The organism is Streptomyces sp. NPDC057854 (assembly GCF_042797055.1).
GTDB lineage: Bacteria > Actinomycetota > Actinomycetes > Streptomycetales > Streptomycetaceae > Streptomyces.
This window is the reverse complement of the sequence record NZ_JBHVMF010000009.1, coordinates 24,624-38,988: the sequence shown is the minus strand read 5'-3', so window position 1 is coordinate 38,988 and position 14,365 is coordinate 24,624. Positions and strand designations below refer to the sequence as shown.

Annotated in this window: 10 protein-coding genes; 7 read left to right on the top strand and 3 right to left on the bottom strand. The window is 69.9% G+C overall.

Features of this window, described 5'->3' with window-relative positions; translation table 11 throughout:
- Positions 1–691 precede the first annotated feature (691 nt).
- Together tap and tpg are read left to right on the top strand one after the other, a co-directional pair.
- Positions 692–2,854 carry a telomere-associated protein Tap gene (gene tap, locus ACFVQZ_RS14870; protein WP_383622329.1) on the top strand — a complete coding sequence of 721 codons (2,163 nt, stop codon included), beginning with the start codon at positions 692–694 and terminating at the stop codon, positions 2,852–2,854.
- A 4-nt stretch (positions 2,855–2,858) separates the two neighbouring features.
- On the top strand, positions 2,859–3,419 hold the full coding sequence (gene tpg, locus ACFVQZ_RS14865; protein WP_383622326.1) for a telomere-protecting terminal protein Tpg: 561 nt from the start codon (positions 2,859–2,861) through the stop codon (positions 3,417–3,419).
- A gap of 174 nt (positions 3,420–3,593) precedes the next feature.
- Here the strand turns inward: tpg and ACFVQZ_RS14860 are convergent, their stop codons facing one another.
- From ACFVQZ_RS14860 to ACFVQZ_RS14850, 3 genes are read right to left on the bottom strand one after another with little or no spacing between them, the layout of a single operon-like run.
- Positions 3,594–4,013 carry a hypothetical protein gene (locus ACFVQZ_RS14860; protein ID WP_383622323.1) on the bottom strand — a complete coding sequence of 140 codons (420 nt, stop codon included), beginning with the start codon at positions 4,011–4,013 and terminating at the stop codon, positions 3,594–3,596.
- Positions 4,014–4,071: 58 nt separating this feature from the next.
- Positions 4,072–4,881, bottom strand: a complete 810-nt coding sequence (gene istB / locus ACFVQZ_RS14855) for an IS21-like element helper ATPase IstB (RefSeq protein ID WP_356691367.1) — start codon at positions 4,879–4,881, stop codon at positions 4,072–4,074.
- Entirely contained in the window at positions 4,878–6,218 is a 1,341-nt protein-coding gene (locus ACFVQZ_RS14850; RefSeq protein WP_383622319.1) for an IS21 family transposase, read from the bottom strand. The genes istB and ACFVQZ_RS14850 overlap by 4 nt, the downstream gene beginning before the upstream one ends.
- Positions 6,219–6,472: 254 nt before the next feature.
- Here ACFVQZ_RS14850 and ACFVQZ_RS14845 point away from each other — a divergent pair, with 254 nt between their 5' ends.
- From ACFVQZ_RS14845 to ACFVQZ_RS14825, 5 genes are all read left to right on the top strand, one after another.
- Positions 6,473–6,970, top strand: coding sequence for a hypothetical protein (locus tag ACFVQZ_RS14845; protein WP_383622316.1), 498 nt, complete (start codon positions 6,473–6,475; stop codon positions 6,968–6,970).
- Positions 6,971–7,249: 279 nt separating this feature from the next.
- Positions 7,250–7,702: a hypothetical protein gene (locus ACFVQZ_RS14840; RefSeq protein WP_383622313.1), complete on the top strand. Its 453-nt coding sequence runs from the start codon at positions 7,250–7,252 to the stop codon at positions 7,700–7,702.
- A gap of 84 nt (positions 7,703–7,786) precedes the next feature.
- A complete protein-coding gene (locus tag ACFVQZ_RS14835; protein ID WP_383622310.1) occupies positions 7,787–10,471 on the top strand; it encodes a Helicase associated domain protein in 2,685 nt (894 codons plus the stop codon).
- A 472-nt stretch (positions 10,472–10,943) separates the two neighbouring features.
- Complete coding sequence (locus ACFVQZ_RS14830) at positions 10,944–12,128, top strand: phospholipase D-like domain-containing protein (RefSeq protein WP_383622307.1); 1,185 nt, start codon at positions 10,944–10,946, stop codon at positions 12,126–12,128.
- Between the two features lie 205 nt (positions 12,129–12,333).
- Positions 12,334–12,549 (top strand): hypothetical protein, encoded by a 216-nt coding sequence (locus tag ACFVQZ_RS14825; RefSeq protein ID WP_383622304.1) that lies wholly within the window; start codon positions 12,334–12,336, stop codon positions 12,547–12,549.
- Positions 12,550–14,365 lie beyond the last annotated feature (1,816 nt).

Sequence of the window (14,365 nt, the reverse complement as noted above, 5' to 3'; positions counted from 1 at the left end):
GGTACACCGCTCCGGCAGCTTCCGCGAGGCCGATCAGCGTGGTCAGGGCGGCGATCAGCCTTGCGTGGCGCGACGGCGAGCGGGCAGGTCCAAGCGGTCCGGTGTGGTGGTCCCCTCGGCACTATGCCGCGCAGAGATCCCTGCCGACGCCCGTTTCTCGGGGACTCCCACCCCGGCATCGACTTGTGCAGGTGACAGGGGAGTGCCCCCGGCCCTGGCGGGCACCGGGAGACCGGCACCGTCGCCCCCGCCCGTATGCAGCACAAAGGCCCACCCGGGAGAACGTCCTCGGGGGCGGGTCCTGAGGGCGCCGGAGGTCAGCGGACGCCGGCCTCCAGGCCGAAGCCCCAGCCGACGTCACCGCGGCGGCCTGCCGCCCAAGCTCCGCCGACGCCCCAGCCGATGTCGTATCCCCAGCCGGTGCCCTGGCTCATGACGATCCCCTCCCATGGTGCGCGGTGCCCGGTACTGCGCCGGTGGAGCGACCGTAACCACAGTCCGCAAGATCACACCGCCCCCAAAGATGGATATGGGCAGGCGCCCACCGCAGTCTCCACAGTTTGTCCCTGCTGGCGGGTCAGGCGAACGGATTCGCCAATCCAATGTTATGACCTGCATTTTTCTTCCTCAGTTGTCAAATTTGACCCCAAATTCAAAGTAAAAACTGATAGGGTGGCCATGGAGGTGGAGCGTGAAGAAGGACCTGCAGGAAGACGCCCTGTTCAGGGCGGTGGAGGAGTTGCTGGCCGGGGGGCCGGCGTTCCCGGAGCCTGCTGAACGGGCGCGGCTGCGTGAGGCGGCCGGTGTCACGCAGGCGGCGCTCGCGCGTGCTCTGGAGACGACTCCGCAGACGGTGAAGAACTGGGAGGCCGGCCGCAGTGAGCCTCGCCCGCCCCGGCGCGGGCCTTATCTGGCGCTGTTGGAGGGCTGGGCGAAGAAGTACCCCGCCCCCGCCCCGGCCGTCGAGGAGCCGCCGACCGCGGACCCTCAGGTTTCCGCTGCGCCCGCGAGCCGCCCCCGGCCGAGTAAGGCGCGTCCGGTGTCGGCGCCGAAGCGTCCCACTGCGCGCGCGACAGGACGCCTTGCGGCGGCTGCCGCCCCGCGCTCCGCGGCGGTGGACGCGAGGTTCGCGAACGGACCGCTCGCCGTCATCGACACCGACACCGACGGCGGGGTGTCGGCGTACTGCACCGGCGGTCTGGTCCTCGATGTCCCCGCCCGGTCTCTGCCGGCTCTGGTGGAGTGGACGCTGACCGAGGCGCGTCTGGGTGCCCCGCGGCTGGATCCCTGGGGCCGCGACGCCGACCCGCTGCTCGCTCTGACTCCGGCGGCGCTGGAGTCCTTCGGCCTGCCGGCCCGGCTGTCCGACGACGAGCGCGTGGCGGGCCGGCTTCCTGCCGGGCACCCGGTCCTGAAGGAACTGGCCGCGGCCGAGTGGCAGCTGACCCGCCGGGGTTTCGGCCCGTGGGCGAGGATCTACCGTCCCGCGCAGGGCGGCCGTCGGGCCTGTATCCAGCTGTGCATCCCGTCCTGGGAGGCGCTCGACGCCCGCTCCTGGGGCCACGCCGCCGACCTCCCTCCGGCGGAACTGGCCCGGACGCTGGGCCTGTACGCCTCCCGCGTCCTGACCCCGCGCGGCTCGACGGCTGTCACCGGCCTGGAGCTCATGACCGCGCTGCACCCGCCGACCCGCGCCTCCGCACCGGACGCCGCCGGCCGCCGGCACAGTACCCACAATCCCGGCTCACTCGGCAAGGAGCCGCTCGACCCGGCACCGTGCGAGGCGGTCGACGGCCACCCCGTCCTCGCGAACCTGCCCCGCTTCCACGTCCGCGGCCCCGACGAGCGCCTCTTCGAAGAGGCATACGACTGGGCACGCGAGCTCACTGACGAGGAGTGCCTGCTGCCGCACCTGGTCGGCATCGACGTCAACATGGCCTTCGCCGCCGCCGCCAACGGCCTGCCCGTCGGCCTGGCCACGCCGCCCGTCCACACCGTCAACCCCGCCTTCGACCCGGCGGTGCCCGGTTCGTGGCTGGTCGACCTCTCCCACATCGACCTCTCCCGCGTCATGGTCGGCAAGCAGTGGGTCGACCTGCGCGGCGACCTCCTCCCGAGCCCGTTCACCCCCACCGGCGAGAGGCCTGCTGGCCCCGCCTGGTACGCGACCCCGACCGTCGCCTACGCCGTCGAGCTCGGATACCAGGTCCAGCCGCTGGAGGCGTGGCTGCGCCCGGACGCCGGCCGCTACCTCGACGGCTGGTACCAGCGCCTGCGCGACGCCTACATCGCCACCATGGCCGACCTCGGAGTCCCGGAGAAGACGACGCCGGCCGAGTTCCTGACCGCGATGGACGGCTGCAAGACCCGCGACCCGGAGGCCGCGATCGTCCTCGGCGCCATCAAGAACACGGTCAAGGGAGGGATCGGCAAGCTCCAGGAGAAGGCCCGCGGCGGCGGCTGGCGTCCGGGCCAGCCCTGGCCCGCGCTCGCCCGCCCGACCTGGCGCCCCGACATCCGCGCCGCCGTCATTTCCCGCGCCCGCACCGGCATGCACCGCAAGATGCTCGCTCTCGCCGCCGCGACCGGCGCCTACCCCATCGCCGTCCTGTCCGACTGCGCCGTCTACGCCGCCACCGGCCCGTCCCCCCTCGACGTCCTCCCCTACACGACCGAGGGCAAGACGATCCCGGGCAGCTTCCGCATCGGCGTGTCACCGGGCATGGTGAAACACGAGGGCACCCAAACACCAATGTGGGCCGAGCACCTGCGCGAACAGACCCACAACCCGCTGCTGAACCTGGCCCGCTACATCAAGTCCGGCACCACCGCCGGCCCGGACACGGGGGAGTAGACCCATGGTCACCAGATCGGTCGGCCAGGCCCTGGACCAGATGCTCCAGAAGGCGTTCACCCGCCAGCCCCCCAAGTCCGCGGGCGCCCAGATGCGGTTCCTCGTCAAGCAGCTCAAGAGCACCAAGGCCGTCGCCCAGCTCCTCGGCATCTCCCAGCGCACCGTCGAGCGGTACGTGAAGGACCAGATCAAAAAGCCCCGCCCCGACCTCGCCGGCCGCATGGCAGGCGAAGTCCGCAAACGGTGGCAGCCGAAGGTACGACAGAAAGCGAAGCAGGCAGCCGCGACGAGCCAGGGCGTGATGATCGACGTCCGAGCCCAACTCGGCTACGCCGCCCCCGCCGGCACCACCGACGAGGCCCGGGAACGCCATCTCACCCTCGCCCTGCCCCCGCACCACGCCGGCCGTCTCTTCGACGCCCAGGAACGCGGTGGCGAGCGGCAGATGCGGCAGGCCGTCGCGGACGCACTGAAGGACGTGTACTTCCAGCAGCACGGCACCCGGGCGGCGAGCCTGGAGGAAGTCCGCATGCTGGGCGTGGAGCACATCGAGTTCGACCTGTGACCGGGGTGATGAGGATCTCTGAAATCGGCCAGGGCCGCTCTTCCCTCCACTTCGGTGCAGTTTGAAGTGAGTGGGGAATCTGGGGAGCGAAGAGCGCGTGTGAGGGCCCGGCGACCGAAGGTCGCCGGGCCCTGTTGATCGGTGACGGTCAGGCGAAGTCGTTGCCCGCGGTGCTCACGGAGTCCGCCGCAGGGAGGTGATCTCGGGAACCCTGCTGGCGATGGTGGGACGGGCCGCTTCCGGGGTGGCCAGCAGGGCGACGATGGTGACGGGCTGATCGCAGTGCGGGCAGTTCCGGACGGCGGTGGGGGTCAGGGCCTGCTCCTGCCGAGCGGAACCGGCTGTGGTTGTCGCAGTCTGCCGGGGCTGCTGTTCGCCGAGCCGGATGGCCCGCAGTTCGTCGCGTTCCTGGTTGCGCTGCTTCTCCGCATCGCGGCGGCAGTTGGGCGAGCAGTAGATCTGCCGCAGGCGGGGGTGGGCGGTGAAGATGCCCTGGCAGACGGGGCAGGTGTGGGCTGCCGGGGGTGCGGGCGGGAGTCGGTGGGCTGCGGATTTGCAGCGGGGAGAGCAATAGATCTGCCGAGGGTGCGGCACGAACTCTCCCTCGCAGATAGGGCAGTTGGTGGATCGGGGGCCGAGGGAGGTAGCACTGTCAGGAGACACGGGCGTTCACTCCCTTGCGGATGGTGTCGGCCTGGGTCTGGTGATTGCGGAGCCGGTAGGAAGGGCCGTCGATGCCGGCGACGGCCGCCCGGTGCAGGAGCCGGTCGAGCATGGCAGCGGCGACGGTGGCGTCACCGAAGGCTCCGGCCCAGTCGGCGATGCCGACGTTGGTCGTCAGGATCGTGCTCGACTTCAGATACCTCTGGTTGATCACCTGGAACAGTGCGGAGGCACCGTCCTCGGGAAGCGGCAGATAGCCGAGCTCGTCGATGATCAAAAGCTTCGGACCTGCGAAGAAGCGCATGCAGGTCTTCCAGCGTCCTTCGAGGGCGGCCTTGTGGCACTTGGCCGCGAGCTCGGCGGCGGTGGTGAAGTAGACGCGGTGTCCGGCGTCGACCGCGGCCCGGCCGAGGGCGACGGACAGCATGGTCTTGCCGACGCCGGGAGGCCCCACGAACAGGACGTTGGAGGCGTCGTCGAGGAAGCGCAGGGTGGCCAGGTCGCGGATGAGTTTCTCGTCGACACCGGGCTGGGCGGCGAAGTCGAAGTCGTTCAGCGTCCAGGGTTCGGGCAGGCAGGCGAACCGGAGGCGGGCGGCGAGCCGACGGGCTTCGGTGGCCTCGACCTCGATCTCCAGAAGTCGTTCCAGTGCGGCGGTCAGCGACATCCGTTCGGCGCGGGCCTGGTCGAGCACCCGGTTGAGTGCTTCGGCGGCGTCGTTGAGCTTGAGGTAGGACAGGTGGCCTCGCAGCTGCTGGAAGCGGCGTGCTTCGCTCATCTGCATCGGGGACGTACTCACTCCGTGTTCTCCTCCTTCGGTGAGGGAACGGTCCGCAGCCGGTCGGCCACGGCGGCATAGTGGGACAGGTCGATCACGACCCGTTCGGCTGGATCACCAGCGGCGGCCTGCTGGCCTCGCAGCCGCTCGGCTTCCGCCCGCGCGGCCTCGGAAGGAGGCCGGCGGACCTTGTTCTTGCAGGGAGCCCGGTCCGAGAAGGAGGCGAGGACCTCGCGTTCGAGTGCGACGACGTGTCCGGCGTCCCGCACTGTCTGGCCGGCGCCGCGCGGCGCCCGGCGGTGGCGGGCAACCACGGCCCGCCCGGCGGTGGCGATGTCGAAGTGGCTCTCACCGAGCCGGTGCATGACCCTGACCTGAGCGCCGGCGAGTCCCGGCGGGACGGAATACAGATTCCCGTCGAAGGAAACGAGGCACTGCGGGCTCACGGTCCGCTCGACCTGCAGCTCGGCCGGGAACGGCCGGACCGGGACGTCGAGCAGCATTTCAGCGGCAGCGAGTTCACCGACGGTGACCTTGATCCCGTCCACCGACCGGCGGCGTTCATCCATGCGGACGGCGAGCTTGTCGATGCCGGACTGGGCTTGGACGACGGTCAGCGCGTCGGGAACCGTGCGCCACCAGCGTTGGGCTGCCGCGTGGTTGGCCTTCTCGACGACACCCTTGCGGTTGCCGCGACGAGGCGGGCAAATGTCGACTCCGACGCCGTAGTACTTCGCGACAGCAGCGAAAGACGCGGTGACCTGCCCACTGGAGGGGTAACAGACAGTGGCCATCCGGTCGAAGCGCCACCGCCTCGCGGTCCCGCCCAGCTTGCGGACCACCTGATCGAGGGCCTGGACCAGGTGCGGGAAGTCCTCGGACTCCGCCAGCACCGCCCGCCACCGGCCCGAATGCGCGAGCGCCCCGACCAGCAGGTGAGCGTGCTCGCCCACTCCCCACGACTCGGGCGCGTCCGGAAGCTCCAGCCAGTCGAACTGGATCTCCTCGCCCGGCGGATGCGCGATCACCGCGACGTTCCGGCCCGTCGCGGCGTGACACGGCTCGCAGTGCGGCCGGACCTGGTAGCGGCGAAGCGCACGGGTGAAGGTCGAGTAGCCGCCTTCATAGCCCAAGTCCCTGACCTCGTCGAACAGGGTCGAGGCCCACAGATGCGGATCATCGGCGAGCCGCTGCCGGCAGTACTGCAGGAAGGGCACGAAGGCGTCCGGGCTCTGCCGTCGTCGGCCAGGGGCCTGATCGCCGTTCAGATAGGCGCGGATCGTCTTGCGGTCACGTCCCAGATGACGTGCGATCGCTGAGATCGTCCAACCCTGACGACGCAGTGCGTGAGCATCCACGTCTTCCTCCCGCGTGAGCATCCAGGCCCCCGACCAGGCCGAACTTGCGCACGCAGGCTCTCCACGACACTCCGATCCCAGTTCGACACGCCGGGCAAGATCACACGATGAGTGGGGAGATCGCCTGAGCAGGTTTGGCCGGTCCAGGAGCCGCGGATCGGAAAGCGCGGTTCCCATCGCACTCCATGCTGACCCCTCCGATATGTTCTTCCGGGCTCGCGCCGGCGGGTCCCACGCGTATTCGAGGGGGAAACGTGCCTGGTGAGCGGCTTGACGCGGAGTGGGTCCGGTCCTGGCGGGAACAGGTCGACGCGGCGCTGACGAAGCTGATGCGGTCCTTCCTCCCGACGCACGGCTTCCCGCCCGGCCACAACGCCGTGATGCTCGCAACCGACGACAGCCACCAGGCGACGGACGCGCTCGTGGACCTGACGCCGATCCCATCCGACCTGACCACGCTCTACTGGGTGATCAGCGAGGCTTCCCTGCCCGACGTCGACAACGGGTACTTCATCCACTCACCAGCAACGGTGGCGGAACACTTCCGCGAGTACGGCCCCGCTCCGATCGACGGCGAATCGATCGCACTGGTCTTCGCCAGCGACGGCGGGGGCCATCTGTTCGCGATCGGAGACAGCGGACAAGTCTGGAAGTCCACCACGGCCTCCTGGGCTGACGACTTCGAGGTCGCCGCGACCAGCTTGCAGGACTTCCTCGAACAGCTCGGCCGACAGATCGCGAACCAGCCCTGACCATCGGCCGAGGAACAAACCGGCCCCCTGCCCCACGGAGGTCATGTCACTCCAGACTGGGGAATCGCGAGCAGGTGTGGGGTCACCCCTGAGCAGAGGGTGGCCGATTTCAAAGAGCGTCATCAGGGGGTACACAACGGCAGCGTCGGCCGCCCTTGAGTTTCGGTCAGCCGGTGCAATGCAAGGACAGCGACGCTTGATTCGTCCGCGCGGCTGGAGCGGGCGTGAGCCGTGGAAAGGGGAGTGCCTGCTCCCGGCCAGCGCAGGCAGGATCTCCTCATGTCGACCGATGTCAGCGGAATGATCGAATGCCGGCCCGGGGCGCGCCTGTGGGGCCCTGACGACGAGGACTCCGTATGGGAGGCCGGTATCGATCTCTTCCTCCTCAACAGGGGCAACGCCTACGACGGCCTGGCCTGTCTCTTCGGAATCCGAAACACCTTCGGCTTCCGCCCCCTGGCCCAGGACCGTGGCTTCCCGGACGATGCGTCGGCCGGGCTGCGACGCATGTTCACCGGCTGCGGCGGCCCTCACGACATCTACGGGACCACCTGGCTGACCTGGGCCGAGCTGGAGACCACGGACTGGCAGGAGACCGACGCCACAGGCGCGCGAACCCGCGCATCAGCCGCGGGGACCGACACGGACTGGGGCCGGGTCTGGAACGTCATGCGCGTCCTCAGCGAAGTCCACGGAGCCGAGAATGTACGCCTGGTCGTCTGGTTCTACTGACCGGCCGCCGAGTACCTGGCTGACCAGACTTGGCCAGCCAGGTGTCCAGGCACGTCAGCCGTCATCAAGGGAGGAAGAGGTCTTGTGAGCACGACGATCCAGCTGCGGGAGCATCAGAAGGCCGGTCTGGACGCGATCCAGGCGTGGCTCGGCTGGCCTGACACCAGGACCCCCGGCCCGGCTGGTGAGCGGGCGACGTACGTGTCGGCGACAGGCTCCGGAAAGACCATCACCGCCGCTGCCGCAGCCCGCACCTTCTTCCCGAACGGCCGGATCCTGGTCATGGTCCCCACCCTCGACCTCCTCGCCCAGACCGTGCAGGCGTGGCGCCGCGTGGGCCACACCGCTCCCATGGTCGCGGTCTGCTCTCTGCACGGCGACGAGGTCCTCGAAGCCCTTGGGGTGCGGGTCACGACGAACCCGATCCAGCTGGCGCTGTGGGCCGGCAGCGGTCCGGTGGTGGTGTTCGCGACGTACGCCTCCCTCGTCGACCGCGAGGACCCGTGGGACATTACCGGCCGGGCGAAGATCCGCGGCCCGCTGGAGATGGCGCTGGCGGGCGGGGAGCGGATGTACGGGCAGCGCCTGGACGGCTTCGACCTGGCCATCGTCGACGAGGCCCACAGCACCGTCGGTGACGCCGCCCGTCCCTGGGCCGCGATCCACGACAACACCCGCATCCCCGCCGCCTTCCGCCTCTACATGACCGCCACCCCCCGGATCCTCGCCGCCCCCCGCCCCGGCGCCGACGGCGAAGAGACGCCGATCGTCTCCATGACCGATGACCCGGACGGCGTCTACGGCGAGTGGATCCACGAACTCGGGCTGTCGGAGGCGATCACCCGGGAGATCCTCGCTGGCTTCGAGATCGACGTGCTGGAGATCCGCGACCCCGACCCCGACCCGCGTCCCGCCCCCTTTGCGGAAGCGCCGCGCGGCCGCCGCCTCGCCCTGCTCCAGACCGCGCTGCTGGAGCACGCCGCCCGCCACAACCTCAAGACGGTCATGACGTTCCACCACCGGGTGGAGGAAGCCGCGGCGTTCGCCGCGAAACTCCCCAAGACCGCCGCCGAGCTGTACGCCAACGAGCCGACCCTCGACGCTCTCGCCGCGGCGGAGCAGATGCCGGTCTCGTCGATCAACGCGCGTCTCTACGACCTCGACCCCGGCCGCCACGTCCCCCCGGACCGCGTGTGGTCGGCGTGGCTGTGCGGCGACCACACGGTCACCGAGCGCCGCCGGACGATCGAGCAGTTCGCCAACGGCATCGACAAGCACTCCCGCCGCGTCCACCGCGCCTTCCTCGCGAGTGTCCGCGTCCTCGGGGAGGGCGTCGACATCACGGGCGAGCGCGGCGTCCAGGCGGTCTGCTTCGCCGACACCCGCGGCTCCCAGGTCGAGATCGTCCAGAACATCGGCCGCGCCCTGCGCCCCAATCCCGACGGCACCACGAAGACCGCCCGGATCATCGTCCCCGTCTTCCTCCAGCCCGGCGAAGACCCCACGGACATGATCGCCTCCGCCTCCTACGCCCCCCTTGTCGCCGTCCTCAACGGGCTGCGCTCCCACTCCGAGCACCTCGTCGCCGACATCGCCTCCCGCGCCCTCACCCGCCGCGAACACCACCGCACCACCCACGTCCACCGCGACGAGGACGGCCGCATCATCCCCACCACCGCCCCAGCAGGCGAAGACGGCGCTCGCGACGGCCAGGAGCAGGACGACCTCGACGGCGCCGCGCAGACCGCGCCCGAGTCCCCTTTGCTGCACTTCGCCACCCCCCGCGACCCGGCGACGATCGCGGCGTTCCTGCGCACCCGCGTGTACCGCCCCGAGTCCCTGGTCTGGCTGGAGGGCTACCAGGCCCTGCGCCGCTGGCGCGCCCAGAACATCGAGGGCCTGCACACGGTCCCCTACGACACCGTCACCACGATCGCCACCGCATCCGGGCCGAAGGACTTCCCGCTGGGCCGCTGGGTCCACCAGCAGCGCAAGAACCTCCGCGCCGGCACCCTGGAACCCCACCGCAAGGAACAGCTCGACGCCGAAGGCATGGTCTGGGAACCCGGCGACGAGGCATGGGAGACCAAGCTGGCCGCCCTGCGCTCCTACCACCGCGCCCACGGCCACCTCGCCCCCCGCCAGGACGCACAGTGGGGCGAGACCGACCAGGACACGCTCGCGATCGGCCAACTGATCGCCAACCTCCGCCGCCCCGGCGCCCTCGGCAAAGACCCCGACCGCGCCACGACCCGCGCCGCGCAGCTCGCGGAGATCGACCCGGACTGGAACTGCCCCTGGCCGCTGGACTGGCAGCGCCACCACCGCGTCCTCGCCCGCCTCGCCGCCGACGACCCCGACGGCCGCCTGCCCGACATCGCCCCCGGCGTCGTCTACGACGGCGACGACCTCGGCACCTGGATCACCCGCCAGCACCGCGCCTGGCCCGACCTCACCGACGAACAGCGCACCCGCCTGACCACCCTCGGCATCACCCCGCCCCCCGCACCAGCCCCCGCCACGGCAGGGAAGGGGGCAGGGAAGATGCCGGCGGGCTTCCGCCGCGGCCTGGCCGCACTCGCCCAGTTCACCGCCCGCGAAGGCACCGGCGCCACCCCCGCCCGGAGCCACACCGAAACCCTCCTCATCGACGGCGAACCCCACGAGCACAAGCTCGGCATCTGGTACGCCAACACCAAACAGCGCCGCGACACACTCAACGAAGCCCAGCGCACCGCGCTCACCGGCCTCGGCGTCACCTGGGCCTGATCCCAGCCGGCTCCACCCCGTGCACCAGGGCCGGCCCCGAGTCCTCGGCGTCGTGGTGGGCGGCGGCAACGCGGCCGTGGGGGTTGTCGATTACGGGCGTGAGCGGTGGTGCTTGCTCATCGGCTCCGTGGAACGGCTGGGTGCACACGCTGAGCATCTGAGCAGTTACCCTTCCTCCGGCCCCCGCCGATCTTCGTCCCTGGACGTGGTGGTTGGGCTGCCCTCAGCCGTGTCTTGACCGCGTCGTGCCGCAGTCAGCGTTGCCCGTAAGGATCTTCATATGCGTATACGTACTTCTATGTCTATGGCCGTCGCGGCGGCTGCACTGATCGCCGGGGTGCCGGGGCCGCTGGCCTCTGCCGAGACCGTTCCGGCGCCGACCGTGACGACTGGTGCGGTGTTCAACAACCCTACCGATCCGGCGCAGCAGAACGCTATCTTCAATCATCTCATCGGACTTATCGACGGTGCTGTGCCCGGCTCGGACATCAAGATCTCGCTGTACATCTTCATGGCGACGGCCGATCCGGAGAAGACGCCTCCGGCCAACTCCTCGAAGCCTGTGGCCGAGCGCCTAGTGGCAGCGCACAACCGTGGCGTGAACGTCCAAGTCCTCCTCGACGAGGAGTATGTCGGGACGGGGACGTGGAACACGTCCTACGTCGAGCTCCAGAAGCTCGCGGCCAGGCCCGAAGGCGACGAGGGCCACTCGTGGGTTCGCGTCTGCGACAAGGAGCAGGCGTGCCTGGCGGCCCGGCCTGCCGCCTGGAACGTCGACCCGTACCTCGGTTGGCACGGGGTTAACCACAACAAGTTCTTCCTGTTCTCCAAGACCAAGGGCCGCGGCAGTGTGCCGGTGGACAACGTGGTCGTGCAGTCCTCCGGCAACCTGGGCGCGGCCGACAGCATGACCCTCTGGAACGACGCCCTGACGGTGGCCGGCAACGCGGAGCTCTATGACGGCTACAGCGCGTACTTCGCCAAGCAGGTCGAAGCAGAGGGCGATTCGACCAAGCGCGTCCCCGATGTCCTGATGGACAAGCAGGCGGGCCGGGCCAAGGCCTACTTCTTCCCGCGCCAGACCTCCGGCACCAACGGGACCCCCGACGACGTCATCCTCAACATTCTCAACACCGTGGACAACCCCGTCCCCGGCCACCCCGTCTGCCACGGCAACAGCCCCGGCATCGGCCTCAACGGGCGCACCGTCATCCGCATCGCCCAGGGCGGCATGAACCGGCCCGCGATCGCCAAGAAGCTGTACGAGCTGGACAGGGCCGGCTGCTACGTCGACCTCGTCTACGGCGCGGCCGACACCGAGTCCCTGGCCTGGCTGAAGAACACCGAGGGAACCTACAACGGCGTCGCCCTGCACCAGCTGTACAAGGACAAGGACAAGGCGGTGGGGACGACCAGCCACACCAAGTACATGATCATCGAAGGGGCCTACAAGGGCGTCCCCGACCAGAAGATCGTCTTCACCGGCAGCCACACCTACACCAAGTCCGCCCTCATCGGAAACGACGAGGCCCTGCTGAAGTGGGACGACTCCACTGTCGGCACCACCACGCACACCCCCTCGGTGTTCGAGGCCTACCGGGAGAACTTCCGCACCCAGCGCGCGGCCGCCGACGCCCAGAACGCCCAGCAGCCGTAGTCAGCCGACAACTCGCCGAGCGCGCAGGTGCCCACCAGCCGGTGGGCCCCGGCTGCCGGCCGGTTTCCGCAGGACGGGCGGGAACCGGCCGGGGCGGCTTGAGGGCCGTGGGCGCTTCACCACGGTCCTCACCAGAAAGCGTTGTCCGCTCGTATCGGCATCCGGCCCGTGGTGGTGAGTGCGGTGATGAGGTCTCTTCCGGAAGGTGGAGCGGCCGTATGCCGCCCATCGTTCCTTGGCGCCGCCGATGTCCTCCCCCTCCTGCGGCCTTGACGAGGTCCTTGACAACCTCGCCGCCAAGTTCACCAAGGTCCACGCCACCGCGCACGGCACCTACGAGGGCCGCGAAGTCCACTGGCAGCAGACGTACGAATCCGAGTGCGATCTGATCCTCGCCACCGGCCGGGTCTTTACTTTCTAGCCCCGCCCGTCGCCCCGGGACCCGTTCGCCGGGGCCGCTGTGTAAGTAGGCTGCCCGTGGGACGGCGGAACTGTCGTCTGCTCAGGAAAGCACCCTCGCAGCTGTTCCCTGGCTCCGATCCCCCCGGATTCCCCCGTGCGGGGTCGTCTCCCCGTCGCCCGCGCGGTCGCTCGTCCGCGTGGCCCCGGCCCGCGTCGTCAACCCGCCGACTCCGCCTGAGGGGGGGTGCCGCCATGAACCGCCGCACCACCACTGTCGTCCTCGTGCTGACCGCCGCGTCACCACTGGCTGCGTCGCCGTCCCCTGCCTCTGCGCCACCCTCACCCGCGGCCCAGCCTGTCGCCGTCGCCCCCGCCGACGACCGGCCACCGTCTCCCTCCCCACCATGCCCACGCCCACTCGAGCCTCCGCCCGGGAGGAACTTGTCGCAGCCGATGCGGGAACCTCCCCGCCCCCGCCGGCACCCCGCTGGCCGGCCCGCACCGCCCCAGCACCGCCGTCCGCCGCCCCGGAGCCCCGCGCCGCCGTCAAGCCCGCGCCGAGGAAGGCCTCGCCGCGGAAGGCATCGAAGAGCAGGCCGAAGCCCGACCCGCGGCCCCGGAGTGCGGCCCGGGTCAGAGAGACGACATCGAAGACGCCCTAACCGGTGGCGCGCCGCCAGCAGCCGTCCGCCGCCGCGCGAGCTGTGCGCCGCCGCCCGGGGAATCCAGGCCCCCATGGGCGCCGCCGACGTCTGCCGCTCCGCCTACGGCCCCGTCCGACCGCCGCCTCACCCGCGCGTGTGATGCACGCCGCAGGGCGTCTTCGGCACAGCAACCGGACGGCTGGCCGATCGCGAAACGGATCCTGAATCCCGCAGCAACCGCCCTCGCCGCCTTACTCCTGATGACCGCAGGCGCCGCGCCGCCCCCGGCCGCGTCGTACCAGTACGACCGGTTGAACGCGTGCTGCCCGACACCGGGGACCAAGGAGGGGCGCTCGCCGGGCATCGTGGTCAGGACCTGGAAACGCAAGGGCGCGAGAGCCCGCGGTGTCGCCGGGCGTACGCCTCCACGGAGCGAGTCGGCGAGCGGAAGGTTTATACCGCCTGGAGGTACTACCAGCGGCCCGGCGGCGAGATGACGGCCGCCACCGGCTGGTAAAAGGCCCTTGGCTTCCCGGACGCCTCCTTCGTCGAGGCTGCGGCCACTCGGTGGCGCCCACCTGGCCAGGTACGGCGCCGAGGAGGCGAAGCCGCCGCCGCGAGAGCGCCTGAGCGGGAGCTCTGCACAACGACATCCAAGACCGACGCGGAATAGTCGGCTCCGGGCGCCGTTGGGCAGCCCGGCCGGGAGCTTTCGCAGGATCCCGTTCGCTACCCGGCACCTGCCGCGCGGAGGCCGGTCTGCCCGGTCCAGCGCCGGCGGAGGAGCGATCAACACCCCGGAGCCGTGAGCCAGTTCATTCTGATGTATTGCTCATGAACATTGCGCATAGCTGCTTTGCGAACGCTTTGCGGTTGCTTTACTGATGGTAATTTTCCCTTCTGACGGGAGAGCGACCTCCGACCTGGTGGTCGCGGCTGAGTCCACGGGGGCGTAGGGCATGGCCTGTGATGGCATCTATGCAGGTGGGCGAGGGTGTAGCCCTGTTTGAGGCATTCGCTCAGAAGGGTCCTTCGTGGCTTCGTGTGGACGAATAGAAGGGTGTGATAGACGTCACGCAATCATGGGGGCGGTTCTTGTCGATCTTGGTCCGATGTGGTCTCTATGGGTGTTTTCAAGATGGATATCTTGACCGCTGCATCACAGCTGTGATGTGAAACGGAATTCTCAGG